The organism is Stenotrophomonas bentonitica (assembly GCF_002887735.1).
GTDB classification, from domain to species: domain Bacteria; phylum Pseudomonadota; class Gammaproteobacteria; order Xanthomonadales; family Xanthomonadaceae; genus Stenotrophomonas; species Stenotrophomonas bentonitica_A.
This window is the reverse complement of sequence record NZ_PKQP01000003.1, coordinates 431,107-451,627: the sequence shown is the minus strand read 5'-3', so window position 1 is coordinate 451,627 and position 20,521 is coordinate 431,107. Positions and strand designations below refer to the sequence as shown.

Below are 20,521 nucleotides of genomic sequence, written 5' to 3'. Positions count from 1 at the left end.
CCGATGGTAGTGTGGCCTAAGCCATGCGAGAGTAGGTCATCGCCAGGGTTTTTACCCGAAAACCCCGCTGCTCACGCAGCGGGGTTTTCTTTATGTCCGCGATCAAGTGCGTGTCCAACGCGTGCCCGACACGCCGCGAGGTGTCGTGTCTGTCCGTAGAGCGCGCCACTGCACGGGCGTATCGTCACGGCTGCTGATGACGATGGACGACCCCCCATGGCGCTGAACTGCGTGATTCTCGACGACTACCAGAACGCCGCGATGGCGTATGCCGACTGGAACGCGCTCGGCGAGGCGGTGCAGGTACGCACGCTGACGACGCCACACACCGGCGATGCACTGGTAGCCGCGCTCGGCGATGCCGACATCCTGGTGGTCATGCGCGAACGCACACCCATCACCGCGGCTCTGTTGGCCCGCTTGCCCCGTCTCCGCCTGCTGATCACCAGCGGCATGCGCAATGCGGCGGTCGATGTCGCGGCAGCGAAAGCACAGGGGATCATCGTCTGCGGCACCGACAGCCATCCCGAGCCTGCCGTGGAGATGACCTGGGCGCTGATCCTCGGCCTGATGCGTCAACTGGTGCCGGAGGTCAACGCGCTACGCAGCGATGGACCGTGGCAGCAGACGGTCGGCCGTGACCTGCATGGTGCGCGGTTGGGACTGCTGGGGCTGGGCAAGATCGGTCAACGCGTAGCGCAGATCGGCCAGGCGTTCGGGATGCATGTCAGTGCATGGAGTCCGAATCTCGATGCCGCCCGTGCGGCGGCGGCGGGGGTGCAATTGGCCACGTCCAAGCAGGCGCTGTTCGCCGGCAGTGACGTGGTCTCGCTGCATCTGGTCCTGGGCGAACGCAGCCGCGGAATCGTGGATGCCGACACGCTGGCCTGTCTGCCGACGCACGCGTGCCTGATCAATACCGCGCGGGCCGGTCTCGTTGATCGGCAGGCGTTGATCGATGCCGTGACTGAAAAGCGCATCGCCGGTGTTGGCCTGGATGTCTTCGACATCGAACCCCTCCCGGCAGGGCATCCGCTGCGCACATTACCCAACGTCTTGGCGACGCCCCATCTGGGCTACGTCACCGAGCGCAATTACCGGGACTATTTCGGCCAGGCGGTCGAGAACATCGCCGCCTGGCTGCAGCGCACGCCGCAGCGCACGCTGGGCTGAGGATCACGCCAGCGCGGAGTGGCGCACGGGGTGGGCCTGGTGACGGAACACGGCCACCGCCTGGGTGAGGTCGGCCGCCTGCGCTTCCAACAAGCGTGCGGCGGCACTGGCTTCCTCAACGAGCGCTGCGTTCTGCTGGGTGGCGTCGTCCATCTGCGCCACGGTCTGGTTGACTTGATCGATGCCCGCGGCCTGCTCCTGCGAGGCCGATGAAATCTCGGCCATGATCCCGCTGACGCTGGCCACGCTGCTGACGATCTCGCCCATGGTCTGGCCGGCGTCCTGCACCAGGCGCGCGCCCTCGGCGACCTGCACCACGGAGGCGTCGATCAGGTTCTTGATCTCCTTGGCCGCATCGGCCGAGCGCTGGGCGAGAATGCGCACCTCGCTGGCGACCACCGCAAAGCCGCGACCCTGCTCACCTGCGCGTGCGGCTTCCACGGCGGCGTTGAGGGCAAGAATATTGGTCTGGAAGGCGATGCCGTCGATCACCCGGGTGATGTCGCCGATCCGGCGTGATGCAGTCTGGATCCCATCCATGGTCGTTACCACTTGGCTGACCACGTGGCTGCCGCGCGTGGCGACGTCATGCGCACCGTGGGCCAGTGAGCTGGCCTGACGTGCATGTTCGGCGTTCTGGCGCACCGTGGAGGTCAGTTCCTCCATCGAGGCCGCGGTCTCTTCCAGATGCGCGGCCTGGCGCTCGGTGCGCTCGGATAGATCATCGTTGCCACTGGCGATCTCACTGGCGGCCAGCGAGATCGAACCTGTGCACTGCTTGATGCGCTCCACCATCGCGGTCAGCTGCGCTGCCGTTGCGTTCGCGTCGCGCTGCATGGCCTCGAACGAGCCATGGAAATCGCCCTGCATGCGTTGATCCAGATCCCCGTCGGCCAGCGCGGACAGCATCCGGCGGATTTCACCGACCGTGCCGCCCACGCTGTCCAGCAGCTGGTTGATGCCGCCGGTCAGGCCATTGAGGAAACTGGCGCCGCCATCGGTGGCCTGCAGGCGGCGATCAAGATCGCCCTTGCTGGCGGCGTCGACGATGCCCGCCACCGCGTTCTCCAACAGCAGCTCATGCGTGCGGTCATGCCACTCCACCGCGAAGCCCTGGCGCTGCCCCTGCGCATCGAAGACCGGCGTCACCACCTGGGCGAAGTGCACCGGGCCGATCCGGACGCGGCCATGGTGGGTGGCCATCAAGGTATTGAGGATGGCGCGGATGCGGTCCGGATTGGCATGGAAGCGATGGATGCTGCTGCCGACCAGACGCTCGGCATCGAAGTCCGGAAAGGCCTCGCGCAGGCTGGCCTGCTGGTTGCGCAGCAAGGTCACCACCGACTGGTTGACGTAGCGGATCACGTGATCGTTGTCGGCGATCATCATCGCGGTGCGCGAGACGTCGAGGGCCTGGCGGACCTGGCTGTCGTGCTGATGGACGACGTCCGCGGCCTGGTAGCGCTGGGTGAGCTCGGCAACCGCCGAGGTGGCGCGTTCTTCAGCGCGGACCAGCGCCAATGCCTGTCGCCGGGTGCGCGTCGCCAGCACCCACAGCAGCGCCGCCCCGATCGCGAGTGGCAGCACGGACCATGGCTGTCGTTGCCATACCGCGATGATCAACGAGACCAGCAACAACACACCTGCAGCAAGCAGACACACCGTATCGGTGCGGAGCGCGGAGCGCAGCACGTGATCCGGCGGACGGGGCGGGGCGTGGGAAATGGCGGACATAGCGACTCCAGGATCAGTAGAAAGCAGGGAATCCGTCGCGCGCAGACGCACAGGCGGATGCCACCCCAGACACCGGCAATGCGGTGGGCGTGGCAGCGGGATGAGAGGGGTGTGGGCGCAGAGCCGGTGCGCGTGCAAGAGGATGCATGCGTGCCATGGCGGCAGGTGCCACCCGCATGGCGCGGCCCGGTGGGCGATGGCGCGGCCAATCCGACATTGCTTACGACCTTCCCTGGAAGCCCTGATGGATACGCGGCTTCGCAACGGCGGAGCAAGCGGCAGTGCAGACCGCGCATGGCGGGCTGCGTCCTTGGTATCGGCCCGGAAATGGAAAAGTTGAGCGGCGTGACATCGGCCGGTCACCACACTCTGCTCCAGCAGCACGCGCCGGACCGTCGCGTGCTGGCGCCTCACATGCGCCTACGCGAGGGGCGTCATTCGGCCAGGAAGCGGCGGATTACCTCGCCCACCACGTCTGGATGCTCCATGTGCAGATGATGCGTGCCCGGGAACACCGCCAGCTGCCCGTCACGCAGCAGGCCGATGCGTTCGCTGCGCAGCGGCTCGGGGTAGTACGACTGTGCGGGGGTGGCGTAGATCACCTGGGTCGGGCATTCGATCGCGGCGAGCAGGTCGTCGATCTGCGCCTCGCTGAGGCGCATCGCGGTGGGCAGCATCAGGCGCTGATCGCTGCACCAGCTGTAACCGCCTTCAACAGATTTGACGCCGCGCTCGACCAGCAGGCGCGCACAGGGCTCGCTGAGCTGGTTGGCCATCATGCGGGCGCGGATCGGGGCGGCCAGATCGGGAAACACACGCAGCTTGCGGGTGGGCAGGGCACGTGCGGCGCGCACGTGTTCGCGCAGGCGCTGCGCCGTCTCATTCTCCGGACCGCGCAGGCCGCCGAGTGCCTCGATCGCGACCAAGCGCTCTACCCGTTCCGGGGCAGCTGCTGCGGTGAGGCTGGCGATGCCGGCACCCATCGAATGCCCGAGCAGCACGAAGCGGTCCCAGCCCAGTGCATCCGCGACATCGAGTACGTGGCAGATTGCACCGGGCGTGTTGTATTGCGTGCCCGGCGGCAGATGCGCGCTGTGGCCGTGGCCGGGCAGATCGATCGCCACCAACTCCAGATCCGGCAGCTGCGCGGCCAGCGGCACGAAGCTGGCCGCGTTGTCGAGCCAGCCGTGCAGCGCCAACACGCGGGTGCCCCCTGCAGCACCAGAACGCAGGCCGGCCACGGTAGTGCCGGCGACCGCCAGCGAGAACGGCTGCAGGGTCATGCCAGCGCCGCGATGCTCAGCCGCGACAGCGCCAGTGCATGCGCCTGCGCGTCGTTGAGGCAGGGAATATAGCGCATCGTGGCGCCGCGCTCGGCCACGGTCTCGGTAAAGCCCATCGCGACTTCTTCCAGCGTTTCCAGGCAGTCAGTGGCAAAGCCGGGGCAGACCACGTCCATGCTGCGCACGCCGTTTTCGGCCATCGCCCACAGGGTGGGTTCGGCGTAGGGCTGCAGCCACTTCTCTCGGCCGAAGCGGGACTGGTAGGTCAGCTGCCAGGCATCGTCGGGCAGTTCCAGCGCTTGGGCGATCGCGTGTGCGCTGGCCTCGCAGCGCTGCGGATACGGATCGCCGGCGTCGGCCAGGCGCTGCGGAATGCCGTGGAAGGAAAACACCAGCTTCTCGCCGCGGCCATGCTGCTCCCACCACTGGCGGATGCTGCCGGCGACGGCGGCGACCCAGTCCGGATCGACCGCGTAATCGCGCACCAGGGTGACGGTGACCCCTGGGTGTCTGGGCTGCCATTCGCGCACCTGGTCCTCGATAGAGGCGGTGGTGGTCGTGGAATACTGCGGATACAGCGGCAACACCACGATCCGCTTCATGCCCTCGGCGGCCAGCCGGTCCAGCTCGGCCGGCAGCGCGGGAGTGCCGTAGCGCATCGCATGGCGCACCCGCAGATCGGGCATCAGGCCCTGCATGGCCTCGGCCAAGCGCCGCGTGTAGACCATCAGCGGGGAGCCCTCCGGCAGCCAGACCTGGGCGTACTTGGCCGCCGAACGACCGCTGCGCAGCGGCAGGATCAGCCCGTACAGCAAGGGTTTCCAGAACAGCGGCGGAATCGCGACCACGCGCGGGTCGCTGAGGAACTCAGCCAGGTAGCGACGCACCGCCGGGGCGGTTGGCGTCTCGGGCGTGCCTAGATTGACCGCCAGCACGGCGGTGTCGGGTGCGTCGAGCATGGGGGCATTCTCGCAGGTCTGCGCGATTGGCGGGATGGATTTGGACGATGAACGCGATCCAGCACGCATATCGATAGCCCGGATCACTCATTGCGGATTCATCGCAAGCCTTCTAACGTCGGGCAGTTGCTTTATCTTTGTCTACGTAGACCTTCTGGAGCCCACCATGCGCCGTCTCAGCCTTGTACTGCTGATCTCCGCCAGCCTGCTGTCAACCCAGGCGATGGCCGGGCCACAGGAGGATCAGCGCGCCCGCAATGCGGTGCGTGTCCTGAATGAAATCCAGGACATCCCCGAGCAGGGCATTCCGGACAAGCTGCTGGACGAAGGCCGCGCGGTCATCGTCATTCCCGACACGATCAAGGCCGGTCTGGTGATCGGCGGACGTCGCGGCCACGGCCTGATGTCGGTCAAGACCCCGGATGGCAGCTGGTCCAACCCGGTGTTCGTGAAGCTCACCGGTGGCAGCATCGGCTTCCAGGCCGGCGTGCAGTCTTCCGATGTGGTGCTGGTGTTCCGCAACGACCGCAGCCTGGACAATCTCGTGAACGGCAAGTTCACCCTGGGCGCCGATGCCGGCGTCGCCGCCGGTCCGGTCGGCCGCAACGCCGCCGCCGCCACCGATGGCCAGCTGAAGGCCGAAATCTGGTCCTGGTCGCGCGCCCGCGGGCTGTTCGCCGGTGTGGCGCTGGATGGCGCCGTGCTGCAGATCGACGATGCCGCCAATCTGGATGCCTACGGCAGCAACACCACGCCGCGCATGGTGTTCGAAGGCCGCGTCGGCGAGCCGCCGTCGGTGGATGTCGTCGCCTTCCGTGACCGTCTGGAAGAAGCCACCTACACCGCCCGTGAAAAGCGAGGGACCGCAGGCAGTGCCCCGGCCCCCGCCCCGGCGCCGCGCGCGGCCACCGTGCCGGTTCGACCTGAACAGGCACCGGCCCCGGCCGCTGCCGGCGCGACCACCGCCCCGCTGCAGTCCGTGCCGGCACAGCCGGCCCCGCAGCAGGGCTTCCAGCCGGTCGGTGACGGTGAAGTCCGTACCGAATCGCTGGACGGCAACTGACTTTCGTCACGCGCGCCGGCTTACCGCCGGTGCGCTATGCTCAACCGTCTGATCACTACGTAACGCGAGCGGCTCATGGGCACTTTCAGCATCTGGCATTGGTTGGTCGTGCTGGTCATCGTTCTGCTGGTGTTCGGCACCAAGAAACTGACCAGCGGCGCCAAGGACCTTGGCAGCGCCGTCAAGGAATTCAAGAAGGGCATGCGCGACGAGGACAAGCCGAACGCGCAGCTCAGCGACAGCTCGCGTCCGCAGGACTCGACGACGACGTCGCAGACCGAGCACGACCGCGACCCGCGCTGATCCGGGCGGCTTGGCGTGTTCGATATCGGTTTCAGTGAACTGCTGGTCATCGCGGTGGTGGCCCTGGTCGTGCTCGGCCCCGAGCGGCTGCCCAAGGCGGCCCGCTTCGCCGGGTTGTGGGTACGCCGTGCCCGCAACCAGTGGGATTCGGTGAAGCAGGAGCTCGAGCGCGAGCTGCATGCCGAAGAGATCAAGCGCCAGTTCGATGATGTGAAGTCTTCGGTACGCGATACCGAGTCGCAGCTGCGCGCCAGCGGCGAAGCGGTGCGCCGCGAGGCCGAGCAGATGCGCCAGGACGTGGCGCAGCATGGCGATGGCATTGCGGCGGCCGCTGCGGACGACGAACCGGTGATGACCGGCCCCGCGCCGGGTTCCCCGGCCAGCGTGGCCCAGCATGTGGTGGCCCCCGATGAGGTGGAGCCGCCGCGTGATGCGATGGCGCCGCCGGGCATCGATGGCAGCGCGCCGCGTGCGGACGTGCCGACGGCCCCGCCGGCGTCAACGCACACTGCGCCACCGACGCCTGCGCCCACGCTGCCGAACGATGAGGCACCGCGATGAGCGAGCATGAAAGCAACGAGAGTTCGCTGGTCGAACACCTGATCGAACTGCGCGCGCGCCTGGTGCGCGCGTTGATCGGCCTGGGCGTGGTGTTGCTGGGCCTGATGCCGTTCTCGCGGCAGATCTACACGATGATCGCCGAACCGCTGATCTCGCAGCTGCCGAACGGGCAGACGATGATCGCGACCAACCCGGCCGGCGCCTTCTTCGCGCCGTTGAAACTGACCTTCTTCGTGGCGGTGTTCATCGCCGTGCCGTGGCTGCTGTTCCAGCTGTGGTCGTTCGTGGCGCCGGGCCTGTATGCCCGCGAAAAACGCCTGGCGGTGCCGTTGCTGGCCTCGTCGGTGCTGCTGTTCTATCTGGGCTGCGCGTTCGCGTATTTCCTGGTGTTGCCGGCGGTGTTCCACTTCCTGACCACGTTCCGCCCGGAGGTGATTGCGATCACGCCGGATGCGACCGCTTACCTGGATTTCGTGCTGGCGATCTTCTTCGCCTTCGGCACCAGCTTCGAGCTGCCGGTGGCGATGGTGATCCTGGTGCTGCTGGGCTGGATCACGCCGCAGCAGTTCAAGGAAGGCCGCGGCTACGCGATCGTCGGCATCTTCGTGCTGGCCGCGGTGCTGACGCCGCCGGACGTGGTTTCGCAGCTGATGCTGGCCATTCCGATGTGCCTGCTCTACGAACTGGGCATCCACGCCGCGCGCTGGCTGGTGCCACGCCCGGGCGGGAAAGAACAGCCGGAGTAAGGCACAAACAAAAACCCCGGCCAAGGCCGGGGTTTTCTGTTTGGATCAGGCCGCGAACACGTTGTTCGGGCCCGGCATCGGCGGCGGGGTCTGCGGACCCTGCTGGCCGAACATCTGCTTCCACGCCGTGTAGATGGCACCGGCGAAGACCGGCATCACCACGCCCATCAGCAGCAGCTGCGCCACGAACAGCGCGAGCATCGTGCCGCCGATCAGCTGCGCGATCAGGGCCACCAGCATCACGCCGAAGTAGATCGCAAACACCGCCACGAAGGCGAGCAGGAAGAACACCAGCATCGCCAGCACGTTGTGCAGGCAGGCGCGCAGGCTCAGGCGCATCGCCTGCAGGCCGTTGCGGTGCTCGAACATCACCTGCGGCGGCAGGGTGAACAGCGCCAGCGCCATCGCCAGGAAGGTCACCACCACCAGCGCCAGCCACAGCAGGATGCGCATCGCCGGCAGGCTCGCCATCAACTCTTCGATCTGCGCCGGGTCCGGCTGCGCGCCGGACTGGCTGATCGCGTTGAGCTGCACCATCACCTCGCTCAGGTGTTGCAGGCCGCTGCTGCCGATCAACACCAGCAACAGCACGCCCAGGAACAGGCCGGCCACCAACTGCGGCAGCAGCGAGGCGAGCAGGTTCAAGGCGCGGCCTTCATGCAGGCCCTGCAGCAGGTGCGACGGCTGCGCCACGCGACCCTGGTCGACTTCGCGCACGGCCCAGACCAGGCCGCCGAAGAACAGCGGGCCGGCCAGTGCCATCAACAGCTGCGCCAGCGTGCTCAGCGCCGGGCTGACCATCGCCAGCGACATCACCAGCAACGCGGCCACGGCCCAGATCACGCCGAGCAGGCCCAGCGCCAGCGGCGCCTTGCGCAGGAGGGTGAAACCCGACACCAGCCATTCCGCGCCGGCGGAGGCCGGCAGCTTGCGAATCTCGCTCATAACATTCCGGGACAGGGGAGGAGGCGCGAACGCCCGATTGCGGTCGATTATCCCTGTTTTCCCGGCGCGTGACCTGAAGGCCGCCCTGCGCGGCGCGGACGCTGCGTTGCGCCCGGATGACGTCCCCGCACGGGCCTCAGGCGTTGCGTGCCTGGCGGACGAAACGGCGCAGCAGCTGGCGGGCCAGCGGCGCGGCGCTGACGTCGCGGGCGACGCTGCGCGCGCACCCGCCGTGCTGGCGGATGCACTCGGCGCGGGCGCGGACGTAGCCACGCATGTGGTGGGTGGCGAACTCCGGATGGAACTGCACGCCCCAGGCATGCGCGCCCCAGCGGAAGGCATGGCAGTTGTCCTGCGCCGAGCGCGCCAGGATCGCGGCACCTTCGGGTGCGCGAAGCACCGTCTGCAGGTGGGTGGCGTGGGCCGGGAAGCGTGCGGGCAGGCCGCCGAACAGCGGATCGTCCACCGCCGATGGATCCAGCGCCAGCTCGATCGTGCCGGACTCGCGCCCGGCCGGGTTGTAGGCGACTTCGCCGCCCAGCGCGTGGGCGAGCAGCTGGTGGCCGTAGCAGATGCCGAACACCGGGCGGTCGTCGTGGGCGGCTTCGCGCAGCCACTGCGCGCTGCGTTCGCTCCACTCGGCGCGGTCGGTAACGTAGGCGGCCGAGCCGCTGACGATCACGCCGGCAAAATCGCGGTGGCTGGGCAGGGTGCCGCCCTGCTCGACATCCACCACCACGGTCTCGTCGGCATCCAGCCCGGCCGCGACCCGGATCCAGTGCGAAAACCGCCCGTAGCGGCGCAGCGAGGCGACGGGTTGGCCGGTTTCAAGAATCAGGAACGGGGCGGAATTCATCCGGGGGAGGCAGGACCGAGAGGACTTCCTCGATTGTAGTCAGCCCTGCCGCTACCTTTTCAAGCCCTGCGCGACGCAGGGTTCGTACCCCTTCAGCACGTGCGGCACGGTTGAAGGCGGCCAGATCCATGTCCGCGCGGATGTGCCGGCGCAGGCTGGAACCCAATGGCAGCAACTCATACAGGCCCACGCGACCGAGGAAACCGGTGCGTCGGCAGTCGATGCAGCCGACCGGTGCATATGGCGTGGGCGCCTGAGGTAATGCTGCATCGGCATCAGTCAGCACCGCCCATTGCTCGGCCGAGAGCACCGTGGGCACCTTGCAGCTGGTGCACAGGGTGCGCACCAGGCGCTGGGCCAGCACCCCGTTGAGGGTGGAGGCAAGCAGGTAATGCGGCACGCCCAGATCGAGCAGGCGGGTGATCGCCGAGGGCGCATCGTTGGTGTGCAGGGTGGACAGCACCAGGTGGCCGGTCAACGAGGCCTGGACCGCCATCTGCGCGGTCTCCAGGTCGCGGATCTCGCCGATCATGATGATGTCCGGGTCCTGCCGCAGCAGGGTGCGCACGCCGCTGGCGAAATCCAGGTCGATGTTGGTCTGCACCTGCATCTGGTTGAATTCCGGGGCGATCATTTCGATCGGGTCTTCCACCGTGCAGACATTCACGTCCGGGGTGGCCAGCCGCTTCAGCGTGGAATACAGCGTGGTGGTCTTGCCCGAGCCGGTCGGCCCGGTGACCAGCACGATGCCGTGCGGGCGCTCGACCAGGGCGCTCCAGCCAGCCGCTTCCTGCGGGCTGAAACCCAGCTGGTCGATGCTCTTGAACGCCGCATCCGGGTCGAAGATGCGCATCACGCACTTTTCGCCGAACGCGGTGGGCATGGTCGACAGGCGCATCTCCACTTCGCGCCCGCCCGGCGAACGGGTCTTGATGCGGCCATCCTGCGGGCGGCGACGCTCGGCCAGGTCCATCCGGCCCAGCACCTTGATGCGGCTGACCACGGCGGTCATCACCGCCGGCGGCACCTCGAACACCTTGTGCAGCACGCCATCGATGCGGAAGCGCATGCGGCCCATGTCGCGGCGTGGCTCCAGATGAATGTCCGAGGCGCGCTGCTCGTAGGCGTACTGCAGCAGCCAATCCACGATGTGCACGATGTGCTGGTCGTCGGCGTTGACGTCGCCGGCGCGGCCCAGTTCGACCAGCTGCTCGAAGCTGGGCAGGGTGCTGCTGGTCTCGCCGCGGACATCGCCACGGGCGCCGCGCACCGAGCGCGTCACCCCGTAGAACTCCATGGTGTAGCGGTGCAGATCCAGCGGATTGACCATCGCCAGCTCAATCCGGCGGCGGCTCAGGTGCTGCAGGTCGCGCAGCCACTCCTGGGCCAGCGGCTCGCTGGTGGCAACCAGCACGCGCTCGCTGTCCACCGCCAGCGGCAGGAAGCGGTGGCGGCGGGCATAGGCATGGGAAACCAGGGCGGTGACCGCCGAGACGTCGACCCGGGTCGGGTCCACCCGCAGGTAGCGCACGCCCGCGCGCTGGGCCAGCCACTCGCTCAGGCGCTCCAGGCCGAGCTCACCGCCTGCGCTGGCGCCCAGTTTAAGGTTGGCCAGCAGCACCAGCGGGTGGACCTCGCTGGCATTGCGTGCGCCCGGGGCGGAAAAGCGGATGCGCTCCAGATCGGCGGCGGCGACCAGGCCATCGGCAACCAGGGCCGCGGCGACCTGGTCGAAATCCAGCCGCCCGTGCGGCAGGGGCACGCCCCCGGCAGGGACGCTGGCATAAGCCGCTGGCAGGCGTGGATCCATCCTCCATTTCCCCAGGCACGGAAGGCCCGTGCGGTCGGTCGCTATACTAGCGCACCCCTTCTGCAGGCAAGAATCCGCCGCATGTCCGCGATCCCGAACGTTCCGATCACTTTCCAGGGCCTGATCCAGACCCTCAACCAGTATTGGGCGCAGCAGGGCTGCGTGCTGATCCAGCCGCTGGACCTGGAGGTCGGTGCCGGTACGTTCCACCCGGCCACCTTCCTGCGCTCGATCGGTCCGGAAAGCTGGAACGCCGCGTACGTGCAGCCTTCACGCCGCCCGACCGACGGCCGCTACGGCGAGAACCCCAACCGCCTGCAGCGCTACTACCAGTACCAGGTGGCGATGAAGCCGAGCCCGGACAACATCCAGCAGCTGTACCTGGATTCGCTCAAGGCGCTGGGCATCGATCCGCTGGTGCACGACCTGCGCTTCGTCGAGGACAACTGGGAATCGCCGACCCTCGGTGCCTGGGGCCTGGGCTGGGAAGTGTGGTTGAACGGGATGGAAGTCACCCAGTTCACCTATTTCCAGCAGGCCGGTGGCCTGGAGTGCAAGCCGGTGCTCGGCGAGATCACCTACGGTCTGGAGCGCCTGTGCATGTACCTGCAGAACTGCGACAACGTCTATGACCTGATCTGGACCTACGGTCCGGATGGCACCCCGGTCACCTACGGCGATGTGTACCTGCAGAACGAGATCGAGCAGAGCACCTACAACTTCGAATACGCCGACGTGGATGAAATGTTCCATCGCTTCGATGCCTGCGAAAAAGAGGCGCAGAAGCTGGTCGATGTCGGCCTGCCGCTGCCGGCCTATGAGCAGGTCTGCAAGGCCAGCCATGCCTTCAACCTGCTGGATGCGCGCCGCGCGATCAGCGTGACCGAGCGCCAGCGCTACATCCTGCGCGTGCGCGCGCTGGCCCAGGCCGTGGCCAGGCTGTACGAGGCCAAGCGCCTGGAAGCCGTCGCCGCCAAGGAGGTGCAGGCATGAGCACGATGCAGCCGCTGCTGATTGAACTGGGTACCGAAGAACTGCCGGTCAAGGCGCTGCCGGGCCTGGCCCAGGCCTTCTTCGATGGCATCGTCGACGGCCTGACCAAGCGTGGCGTGGCCATCGAACGTGGCGATGCCAAGCCGCTGTCGACCCCGCGCCGCCTGGCCGTGCTGCTGCCCGGCGTGGCCGTTGAGCAGCCGGAACAGCACAGCGAAGTGCTGGGCCCGTACCTGAACATCGCGCTGGATGCCGAGGGTCAGCCGACCAAGGCGCTGCAGGGCTTCGCCGCCAAGGCCGGGATCGACTGGACCGCGCTGGAGCGCACCACCGATGCCAAGGGCGAGCGCTTCGTGCACCGCTCCACCACGCCGGGCGCGCGCACCGCGACGCTGTTGCCGGAGATCCTGCGCGAGGCGATCGCGGCGATGCCGATTCCCAAGCCCATGCGCTGGGGCAGCCACACCTACGGCTTCGCCCGCCCGGTGCATTGGCTGGTGCTGCTGCACGGCCCGGACATCATCGAGGCCGAGGTGCTGGGCCTGAAGGCCGACCGCATGAGTCGCGGCCATCGCTTCATGCACGACAAGACCGTGCGGCTGAGCGCGCCGGAGGACTACGTCGCCTCGCTGCAGGCCGCCTACGTGCTGGTCGATGCCGACGCGCGCCGCGCGCGCATCGTCGAACAGGTGAACGCGGCGGCCGCGCAGGCCGGCGGCCAGGCGCGCATCACCCCGGACAACCTGGAGCAGGTGGTCAACCTGGTCGAGTGGCCGGCGCCGGTGCTGTGCAGTTTCGAGCGCGAGTTCCTGGCGGTCCCGCAGGAAGCGCTGATCGAGACGATGGAGATCAACCAGAAGTTCTTCCCGGTGCTCGATGCCGGCGGCACGCTGACCGAGAAGTTCATCGGCATCGCCAACATCGAATCCAAGGACGTGGCCGAAGTGGCCAAGGGCTACGAGCGCGTGATCCGTCCGCGTTTCTCCGATGCCAAGTTCTTCTTCGACGAAGATCTGAAGCAGGGCCTGGACGCCATGGGCGACGGCCTGAAGACCGTCACCTACCAGGCCAAGCTGGGCTCGGTGGCCGACAAGGTCGCCCGCGTGGCCGCACTGGCCGAGGCCATCGCGCCGCAGGTCGGCGTGGACCCGGTGCTGGCCAAGCGCGCGGCGCTGCTGGCCAAGAACGACCTGCAGTCGCGCATGGTCAACGAGTTCCCGGAACTGCAGGGCATCGCCGGCCGGCATTACGCCGTGGTCGGCGGCGAGTCGCCGGAGGTGGCGCTGGCCATCGACGAGGCCTACCAGCCGCGCTTCGGTGGCGATGACATCGCGCTGTCGCCGCTGGGCAAGGTGCTGGCCATCGCCGAGCGCCTGGACACGCTGGCCGGTGGCTTTGCCGCAGGCCTGAAGCCGACCGGCAACAAGGATCCGTTCGCGCTGCGCCGCAATGCGCTGGGCCTGGCCCGCACGGTGATCGAGAGCGGGTTCGATCTGGATCTGCGCGCGCTGGTCGCCACCGCCATCGCCGGTCTGCCGGCGGGCGTGCAGCCCAGTGCCGAGCGCAAGACCGAGGCGCTGCCGCAGGAGCTGTACGACTTCGTGATCGATCGTCTGCGCGGCTATTACGCCGACAAGGGCGTGCCGGCCACGCACTTCAACGCGGTCGCCGAGCTGAAGCCGGTCTCGCTGTACGACTTCGACCGCCGCATCGATGCCATCGGCACCTTTGCCGCGCTGCCGGAAGCGGAAGCACTGGCCGCGGCCAACAAGCGCATCCGCAACATCCTGCGCAAGGCCGAGGGCGCGATCCCGGGCATGATCGACCCGGCGCTGCTGGCCGAGCCGGCCGAGAGCGAACTGGCCGAAGCGGTGGAAGCGGCCATCGATGACAGCAACGCCAGCCTGCACCAGAAGGACTACGTGAGCGTGTTGAACCGGTTGGCGCGCCTGCGCCCGCAGGTGGACGCGTTCTTCGATGCGGTGATGGTCAATGCCGAGGATCCCGCGCTGCGGGCCAATCGCCTGGCCCTGCTCAAGCGCCTGGGCGACCGCCTGGGCAGCGTGGCGGCGATCGAACACCTGTCCAACTGACGCGGCGGGGCCGCGCGCCCCACGGTGGACCGGAAGGCGCGACGGCTTCGGCTGTTCGCGCCTTCTGCGCTTCCGGGAGGGCGGCGTGCTCCGATACTCGTGCCGGAAGCGTCATTTGGTGTCGCCCCGGTGTCGCGGACGCTTCTGTCCGATGACGTGTTGTCATCGATCTCGCCGCGTGTGATGCAAGCGACTTTCTCGCGGAATTTAACGGCTTCTTCACCGCCGTTCTGAAACAGCCACGCCGATTTCGCATGCTCGCGATGGCCCGTTATGCTGTCGCCATGCAGCCAACGAAATTCGCCCTTCCGCTGATGTTCCTGTCCTTTGCCACCGTCTCGGTGGCACATGCACGGGGGACCATCGAGAAAGTGGACATCAAAGGATTGGACAAGGGCGACGACGCCGAGATGATCGAGAACATCGAGGTCTCGCTGTCCCTGTACGACACCATCGGCAAGGTCCAGGGCGAGTCGCGGCTGGAGTACCTGTTGTCCCAGGCCGAGCGCCAGACCCGCGAGGCGCTGGAACCGTTCGGCTACTACAACCCGACCATCACGGTAGAAAGCCCCCGCGAAGGCGAGAACCTGCGCGTGGTGATCCAGGTCGACAAGGGCCCGCCGACCGTGGTCCGTCGCGAGCACATCGACATCACCGGCCCGGCCCAGCTGGACCAGTACCTCCAGGAAGACTTGGAGAACTTCAAGCCGCGCAAGGGCCAGCGCTTCGAACACACCGAGTACGAAGCCAGCAAGATCCGGGTGACCCGGCGCCTGGCCGAACGTGGTTACTTCGATGCCGACTTCACCCAGCGCCAGGTCCAGATCACCCGTGCCGAGAACGCGGCCGACGTCGATCTCACCTGGGACAGCGGCCGCCGCTACAACATGGGCGAAATCCGCTTCCACCAGGATTACTTCGTCGACAAGCTGTTCGACCCGCTGGTCTATTGGGACGAAGGCAGCTACTTCCACGAAGGCAAGCTGGACCGCCTGCGCGAATCACTGACCAAGCTGGATTACTTCAGCGTGATCGACATCCAGCCGCGCCCGGACCAGGCCGATGAGAACGGCGATGTGCCGGTGGACGTCAACCTTACCCGCGCCAAGCGCACGATCTACACGGCCGGCCTGAGCTACGGCAGCGAGAGTGGCGCCGGTGTGCGCGGCGGTCTGGAGCGGCGTTTCCTCAACAGCCGCGGGCACAAGATGAACACCCAGCTCGACTATGCGCAGAAGCGCAAGAGCCTGGTCACCAGCTACCGCATTCCGGCCTTCAACTGGCTCGATGGCTGGTATGCGTTCACCGCCAGCGCGTATGACGAGCAGACCGATTACATCGACCTCCGCAACTTCAAGCTGTCGGCCAGCCGCAGCGGTGAGATCAACGAGTACTGGACCGCGATCGCCTCGATCAACGCCCTGCGCGAGCGCTGGCGTTACGCTTCGGGCACCGAGTTCACCGATGCGGTCTACAACACCTCCACGCTGGTCTACCCGCAGCTGGTGGCCGACTACGTCAACGTTGACGATGAAATGTTCCCGCGTCGTGGCCTGAGTGGCAGCGCGACGCTGCGCGGCGGCATCGAAGGCGCCGGCTCGGACACCAGCTTCGTGCAGGCCAACATGGTGCTGCGCTGGTATGTGCCGATCGGCGACACCGACCGCCTGATCCTGCGCGGCGAAGGCGGCACCACCTGGACCAGCGACCTGGTGGCGATGCCGCCGAGCCTGCGCTTCTTCGCCGGTGGCGACCGCAGCATCCGCGGGTATGCCTTCCGCGAAGTCGGCCCGCGCACCGCACCGCCGGACAAGTACGCGCTCGGCGCGAAGAACCTGGTGGTCGGCTCGGCCGAGTATGAGCATTACTTCAAGGGCGGGCCGTGGGGCGCGGCGGTGTTCGTCGATACCGGCAGCGCGTTCGACAACACCATCGACCTGCACACCGGCGTGGGCTTCGGCGTGCGCTGGAAATCGCCGGTGGGCCCGGTGCGCGTGGATATCGCGCACGGCCTGAACAACCCGGATTCGCAGTTCCAGCTGTACCTGAACATCGGAGCGGACCTGTGAGCACGCCGACGCCTTCCGCACCCGCCACCCCGCCGCCGCCGCGCGTGCGTTTCTACCGCAGGCGCCGCTTCTGGGCGTGGTCCGGCTTCACCGTGCTCGGCCTGGTGCTGCTCGCGCTGCTGCTGGTGTACTGGCTGCTGCAGACCGTGGCCGGCCGCGATGTGCTGCTGGCGCAGGTGGTCGCGCGCTTGCCGGTCGGCGCGTCGCTGACGTGGAGCAAGGTGGATGGTCCCGTCGCCGGGCCGCTGGTGCTGCACGATCTGGACTTCCGCTACGACGATATCCATTTCACCGCCGAGCGCGCCTATCTGGATCCGGACATCCGCCCCCTGCTGGGTCGCAAGCTGCAGCTCGATGCCCTGCAGATCAAGAACGCGACGCTGAACCTGGCCAAGAGCGATGAGCCGTTCGAGCTGCCCTCCTGGCCGGACTCGCTGCCGCAGATCGAAATGCCCCTGGCGATCCAGGCCGACACGGTCATCATCGATGGCTTCCGCATCACCCAGGCGCAGCAGCCGCTGATCGACATCGCCAAGGTGCGCGGTGGCGTGGAGATCGCCAATGGCGAATTCCGCGCGACCCAGCTCAAGGTCGACAGCGACATGGGCGATTTCCGCGTGGACGGCCGTTATCTGCCGCGCAGCGATTACGACACCGACATCACCATCGGCGCGCTGATGCCGGCCCCGCGCGGGCGTACCCCGGCGCGGCTGGGGCTGGTCGCACGCGGCGACCTGGGGCACATGGAAGTGGCGATCGCCGGCAACGCACCGGCGCCGCTGCAGGCCAGCCTGGTCTTTGATGGCCGCACCGATCCGGTCTGGAAACTCACCGCACGCAGCAAGGAACTCGACCTGGCACTGCTGGTGCCGGGGATGGACGCGAGCACCAGCACGCCGATGGCGCTGGATGTGCAGGCCGACGGCAAGGGCGGCCAGGCCAATCTGCAGGGCAGCTTCAAGCAGGGCGACATCGCGGTGGAACTGGCGCCCTCCAAGGTCGGCCTGGCCGACCAGGTGCTGACCGTGGCGCCGCTGCAGGTGAAGGGCTTCGGTGGCCAGGCGCGGCTGGAAGGCATCGCGGATTTCACCGACAAGGAAAACGCGAGCCTGCGGTTCTCCGTCGTCGCCAACGACCTGACCTTCGTGCCCGCCGCCGATACCACCACCCCGGGCGCCGCTGCGCCGGTGCCGGTGACGCTCAAGGAAGCGCGCATGGGCCTGGCCGGCACGCTGAAGGCCTGGGCGGCGGTTGGCCGTGCCTCGGTTGAGCGCGAGAAACAGGTCGCCGACCTGACGTTCGACGTGCGCGGCAACGACCAGGCCGCCGTGATCAAGCAGCTGCAGGCCAGCACGCCGGGCGGCTCGCTGGATGTAACCGGCCAGGTCGCCTGGGCACCGCAGCTGGATTGGGACGTCGCCGCCAAACTGGCCGGCTTCGATCCGGGTTACTTCGCGCCGGGCTGGGACGGCAAACTGTCCGGTTCGTTTGCATCGAAGGGCCGCCAGTTGCCGCCGCCCGCCGGCAGTCCGGCCGGTACCGCCGGCAGCTACGAAGCCACCGTCGATGTACCTGGCATCAAGGGCACGCTGCGCAAGCGCGCGCTGGATGCACAGGGCAGGTTCGCCCTGCGCGGCGAGCAGGGCGAGGGCAACCTCAGGCTCGCGCTGGGCAACAGCCGCCTGACCGCCAAGGGCTCGGTCGGTGACCGCCTGGATATCGATGCACAGCTGGAACCGGTGCAGCTGGCGGACCTGTTGCCCAACAGCACCGGCAGCCTGCGCGGCCACGTGCTGATCAAGGGCGCCCGTACCGCACCGGACATCACCGCCGATCTGGTCGGTAGTGGCCTGCGCTGGGACGACTGGAGCGCCGAGGCGATCAGCATCAAGGGCCGCCTACCATGGCAGGGCGACAGCGGCACGCTGGCGGTGCAGGGCAGCAAGCTGCAGGTGGGCATGCTGCTGGACACGCTCAACGTGGATGCGCGCGGCAGCCTGTCAAACCTGCGCGTGGATGCGCAGACGAAAAACGAACTTGGTGCCGTTGCGCTGCAGGGCGGTGTGCGCCAGCAGGGCCAAGCCTGGCGCGGTGACCTGACCGCGCTGCGCATCGCACCGATGAAGGGCGATGCCTGGAGCCTGCGTGCACCGGCCACCTTCAGCGTGCAGGGCAGCAACGTCACCCTGAGCGATGCCTGCCTGGGGGCGGCCACCGGTGGTGCGCTGTGCGCCAGCGCGAACTGGCCGCGCGAAGGCCTGCTCGTACGTGGCGATGCATTGCCGCTGGCGCTGGTGCAGCCCTGGCTGCCGCCGCAGTCCGGCCGCCGCATCTTCATGCGCGGTGAAGTGAATCTGGACGGGCGCATCCGCCCGCGCGGCAACGCGTGGGAAGGCAGTGCCTCGGTCACCTCGCGCGAAGGCGGGGTACGCTTGGGCGACAACGCGCGTGGCGAGCTGGTGCGCTACGACCAGTTCTCGGTGAACCTGGAGATGACCCCGCAGCAGATCAACGCCAAGCTCGGTGTCGGCTTCCAGGGCGATGGCTTCGTGGATGCCAAGGTGCAGACCGGCTGGGATGCCAACGCACCGCTGACCGGCGAGCTCTACATGAACATCGCGCGCCTGTACTGGCTCGAACTGTTCTCCCCGGACATCGTGCGCCCGACCGGGCTGATCGAAGGCCACGTCAGCCTGCGCGGTACCCGTGGCACGCCCTCGCTGGGGGGCGAAGCCACGTTGAGCAAGTTCAATGGCGAGTTCCCCGCGCTGGGCCTGACCTTCGCCGAAGGCAAGGGCAGCTTCACCGCGCAGCCGGATGGCTCGGCCAAGATCACCGCCCAGGCCAACTCCGGCAAGGGCACGCTGTACGTCGACGGCGGGCTGTCCTGGTTCGGTGACGCGCAGCCGCTGCAGCTGCATATCCACGGCGAGAACGTGCTGCTGGCCAATACCAGCGAACTGCGCGTGGTGGCCAACCCCAACCTGGACTTCACCCTGGCCGGCAGCGCGATGCAGCTGCGCGGCACGGTGCATGTGCCCGAAGCAGACCTGGACCTGGAGCGCCTGGATCGCGGTACCTCGGTCTCCGAAGACGTGGTGGTGCTGGACCCGGTCGATCCGGAAGAGGGCCCCAGTTCGCCGCTGGACATGGACCTGACCGTCAGCCTGGGCGACCAGGTCAAGATGGCCGGGTTCGGGTTGAAGGGCGCGCTGACCGGCAAGATGCAGGTGTGGGCGCGCCCCGGACGCGAGATGACCGCCAACGGCGGGCTCGAAGTCAGTGGCCGCTACAAGGCCTACGGCCAGGACCTGACCATCACCCGCGGCAACTTGAACTGGAACTACAACGCGGTCTCCGATCCGCGCATCAACATCCGTGCCCAGCGCACCGTCGGCGACATCACTGCCGGTATCGATGTAACCGGGCGGGCGCAGTCGCCGCGCGTGGACGTGTGGTCGGACCCGGCCATGTCGCAGTCCGAAGCACTGGCCTACCTGGTGCTGGGCCGCAGCCTCACCGGTGCCAGCAGCGACCAGGCCCAGCAGGTCAACGCGGCCTCGGCGGCGCTGTCGGCCGGCAGTGGCCTGCTCGCTTCCCAGCTGGGGGCCAAGCTCGGCCTGGACGATGCCGGCGTGAGCCAGTCGCGCGCGCTGGGCGGCTCGGTGATCGGCTTCGGCAAGTACATCTCGCCCAAGCTCTACATCGGCTACGGCGTCTCGCTGGTCGGCAGTGGTTCGGTACTGACGCTGAAGTACCTGCTGCGGCGTGGCTTCGATGTGGAGCTGGAATCGAGCACGGTGGAGAACCGTGGGTCGCTGAACTGGCGGCGGGAGAAGTAAGCCGCGGCCGGTGGTTCAGGTGCCCCTGACCATCGGCCGTTGCCCTGCCGGGCCTCAGTGGCTAAGGTCTCGGGCTGTTCTGACGTACCGG

15 protein-coding genes are annotated in these 20,521 nt (G+C 67.7%); 9 read left to right on the top strand and 6 right to left on the bottom strand.

The window, feature by feature from the left end; genetic code table 11:
* Positions 1-216: 216 nt before the first annotated feature.
* Positions 217-1,173, top strand: coding sequence for a D-2-hydroxyacid dehydrogenase family protein (locus C0R07_RS09150; RefSeq protein WP_070470104.1), 957 nt, complete (start codon positions 217-219; stop codon positions 1,171-1,173).
* Positions 1,174-1,176: 3 nt separating this feature from the next.
* Here C0R07_RS09150 and C0R07_RS09145 read toward each other — a convergent pair whose 3' ends face one another.
* The 3 genes from C0R07_RS09145 to hemH all read right to left on the bottom strand — a co-directional run bounded on the left by C0R07_RS09145 (position 1,177) and on the right by hemH (position 5,149).
* The gene (locus tag C0R07_RS09145) at positions 1,177-2,907 is read right to left on the bottom strand and encodes a methyl-accepting chemotaxis protein (RefSeq protein ID WP_070470102.1); all 1,731 of its coding nucleotides are present in this window, start codon (positions 2,905-2,907) and stop codon (positions 1,177-1,179) included.
* Positions 2,908-3,341: 434 nt separating this feature from the next.
* Positions 3,342-4,190, bottom strand: a complete 849-nt coding sequence (locus C0R07_RS09140) for an alpha/beta fold hydrolase (protein WP_102788729.1) — start codon at positions 4,188-4,190, stop codon at positions 3,342-3,344.
* Entirely contained in the window at positions 4,187-5,149 is a 963-nt protein-coding gene (gene hemH / locus C0R07_RS09135) for a ferrochelatase (RefSeq protein ID WP_102788728.1), read from the bottom strand. The genes C0R07_RS09140 and hemH overlap by 4 nt, the downstream gene beginning before the upstream one ends.
* Before the next feature lie 166 nt (positions 5,150-5,315).
* Between hemH and C0R07_RS09130 the strand changes: the two genes are divergently transcribed.
* From C0R07_RS09130 to tatC, 4 genes are all read left to right on the top strand, one after another.
* Positions 5,316-6,212 (top strand): lipid-binding SYLF domain-containing protein, encoded by an 897-nt coding sequence (locus C0R07_RS09130; protein ID WP_102788727.1) that lies wholly within the window; start codon positions 5,316-5,318, stop codon positions 6,210-6,212.
* 75 nt (positions 6,213-6,287) lie between these two features.
* Positions 6,288-6,515 (top strand): Sec-independent protein translocase subunit TatA, encoded by a 228-nt coding sequence (gene tatA / locus C0R07_RS09125; RefSeq protein WP_070426251.1) that lies wholly within the window; start codon positions 6,288-6,290, stop codon positions 6,513-6,515.
* Positions 6,516-6,530: 15 nt separating this feature from the next.
* Positions 6,531-7,076 (top strand): Sec-independent protein translocase protein TatB, encoded by a 546-nt coding sequence (gene tatB, locus C0R07_RS09120; protein WP_102788726.1) that lies wholly within the window; start codon positions 6,531-6,533, stop codon positions 7,074-7,076.
* Positions 7,073-7,822, top strand: a complete 750-nt coding sequence (gene tatC / locus C0R07_RS09115; RefSeq protein WP_102788725.1) for a twin-arginine translocase subunit TatC — start codon at positions 7,073-7,075, stop codon at positions 7,820-7,822. Before tatB ends, tatC begins: the two co-directional genes overlap by 4 nt.
* A gap of 45 nt (positions 7,823-7,867) precedes the next feature.
* Here tatC and C0R07_RS09110 read toward each other — a convergent pair whose 3' ends face one another.
* The 3 genes from C0R07_RS09110 to C0R07_RS09100 all read right to left on the bottom strand — a co-directional run bounded on the left by C0R07_RS09110 (position 7,868) and on the right by C0R07_RS09100 (position 11,433).
* Positions 7,868-8,767, bottom strand: a complete 900-nt coding sequence (locus tag C0R07_RS09110) for a BPSS1780 family membrane protein (protein WP_070470085.1) — start codon at positions 8,765-8,767, stop codon at positions 7,868-7,870.
* Between the two features lie 136 nt (positions 8,768-8,903).
* Positions 8,904-9,623, bottom strand: coding sequence for a glutamine amidotransferase (locus tag C0R07_RS09105; protein WP_102788724.1), 720 nt, complete (start codon positions 9,621-9,623; stop codon positions 8,904-8,906).
* Positions 9,595-11,433, bottom strand: coding sequence for a GspE/PulE family protein (locus C0R07_RS09100; protein WP_102788723.1), 1,839 nt, complete (start codon positions 11,431-11,433; stop codon positions 9,595-9,597). Before C0R07_RS09100 ends, C0R07_RS09105 begins: the two co-directional genes overlap by 29 nt.
* 81 nt (positions 11,434-11,514) lie before the next feature.
* On the opposite strand from C0R07_RS09100, the gene glyQ reads away from it, so the two are divergent.
* The 4 genes from glyQ (at position 11,515) to C0R07_RS09080 (ending at position 20,430) form a co-directional block, all read left to right on the top strand.
* Positions 11,515-12,426 (top strand): glycine--tRNA ligase subunit alpha, encoded by a 912-nt coding sequence (gene glyQ, locus C0R07_RS09095; RefSeq protein ID WP_102788722.1) that lies wholly within the window; start codon positions 11,515-11,517, stop codon positions 12,424-12,426.
* On the top strand, positions 12,423-14,519 hold the full coding sequence (glyS, locus tag C0R07_RS09090) for a glycine--tRNA ligase subunit beta (RefSeq protein WP_070426245.1): 2,097 nt from the start codon (positions 12,423-12,425) through the stop codon (positions 14,517-14,519). The genes glyQ and glyS overlap by 4 nt, the downstream gene beginning before the upstream one ends.
* Positions 14,520-14,782: 263 nt before the next feature.
* A complete protein-coding gene (locus C0R07_RS09085; protein ID WP_019185595.1) occupies positions 14,783-16,588 on the top strand; it encodes an autotransporter assembly complex protein TamA in 1,806 nt (601 codons plus the stop codon).
* Positions 16,585-20,430, top strand: coding sequence for a translocation/assembly module TamB domain-containing protein (locus tag C0R07_RS09080; RefSeq protein ID WP_102788721.1), 3,846 nt, complete (start codon positions 16,585-16,587; stop codon positions 20,428-20,430). The genes C0R07_RS09085 and C0R07_RS09080 overlap by 4 nt, the downstream gene beginning before the upstream one ends.
* Positions 20,431-20,521 lie beyond the last annotated feature (91 nt).

What these genes read in the sequence shown, in the direction of transcription:
- C0R07_RS09150 (WP_070470104.1), top strand. Translation starts at nt 217, where the DNA reads ATGGCGCTGAACTGCGTGATTCTCGACGACTACCAGAACGCCGCGATG.
- C0R07_RS09145 (WP_070470102.1), bottom strand. Translation starts at nt 2,907, where the DNA reads ATGTCCGCCATTTCCCACGCCCCGCCCCGTCCGCCGGATCACGTGCTG.
- C0R07_RS09140 (WP_102788729.1), bottom strand. Translation starts at nt 4,190, where the DNA reads ATGACCCTGCAGCCGTTCTCGCTGGCGGTCGCCGGCACTACCGTGGCC.
- hemH (WP_102788728.1), bottom strand. Translation starts at nt 5,149, where the DNA reads ATGCTCGACGCACCCGACACCGCCGTGCTGGCGGTCAATCTAGGCACG.
- C0R07_RS09130 (WP_102788727.1), top strand. Translation starts at nt 5,316, where the DNA reads ATGCGCCGTCTCAGCCTTGTACTGCTGATCTCCGCCAGCCTGCTGTCA.
- tatA (WP_070426251.1), top strand. Translation starts at nt 6,288, where the DNA reads ATGGGCACTTTCAGCATCTGGCATTGGTTGGTCGTGCTGGTCATCGTT.
- tatC (WP_102788725.1), top strand. Translation starts at nt 7,073, where the DNA reads ATGAGCGAGCATGAAAGCAACGAGAGTTCGCTGGTCGAACACCTGATC.
- C0R07_RS09110 (WP_070470085.1), bottom strand. Translation starts at nt 8,767, where the DNA reads ATGAGCGAGATTCGCAAGCTGCCGGCCTCCGCCGGCGCGGAATGGCTG.
- C0R07_RS09105 (WP_102788724.1), bottom strand. Translation starts at nt 9,623, where the DNA reads ATGAATTCCGCCCCGTTCCTGATTCTTGAAACCGGCCAACCCGTCGCC.
- C0R07_RS09100 (WP_102788723.1), bottom strand. Translation starts at nt 11,433, where the DNA reads ATGGATCCACGCCTGCCAGCGGCTTATGCCAGCGTCCCTGCCGGGGGC.
- glyQ (WP_102788722.1), top strand. Translation starts at nt 11,515, where the DNA reads ATGTCCGCGATCCCGAACGTTCCGATCACTTTCCAGGGCCTGATCCAG.
- glyS (WP_070426245.1), top strand. Translation starts at nt 12,423, where the DNA reads ATGAGCACGATGCAGCCGCTGCTGATTGAACTGGGTACCGAAGAACTG.
- C0R07_RS09085 (WP_019185595.1), top strand. Translation starts at nt 14,783, where the DNA reads ATGGCCCGTTATGCTGTCGCCATGCAGCCAACGAAATTCGCCCTTCCG.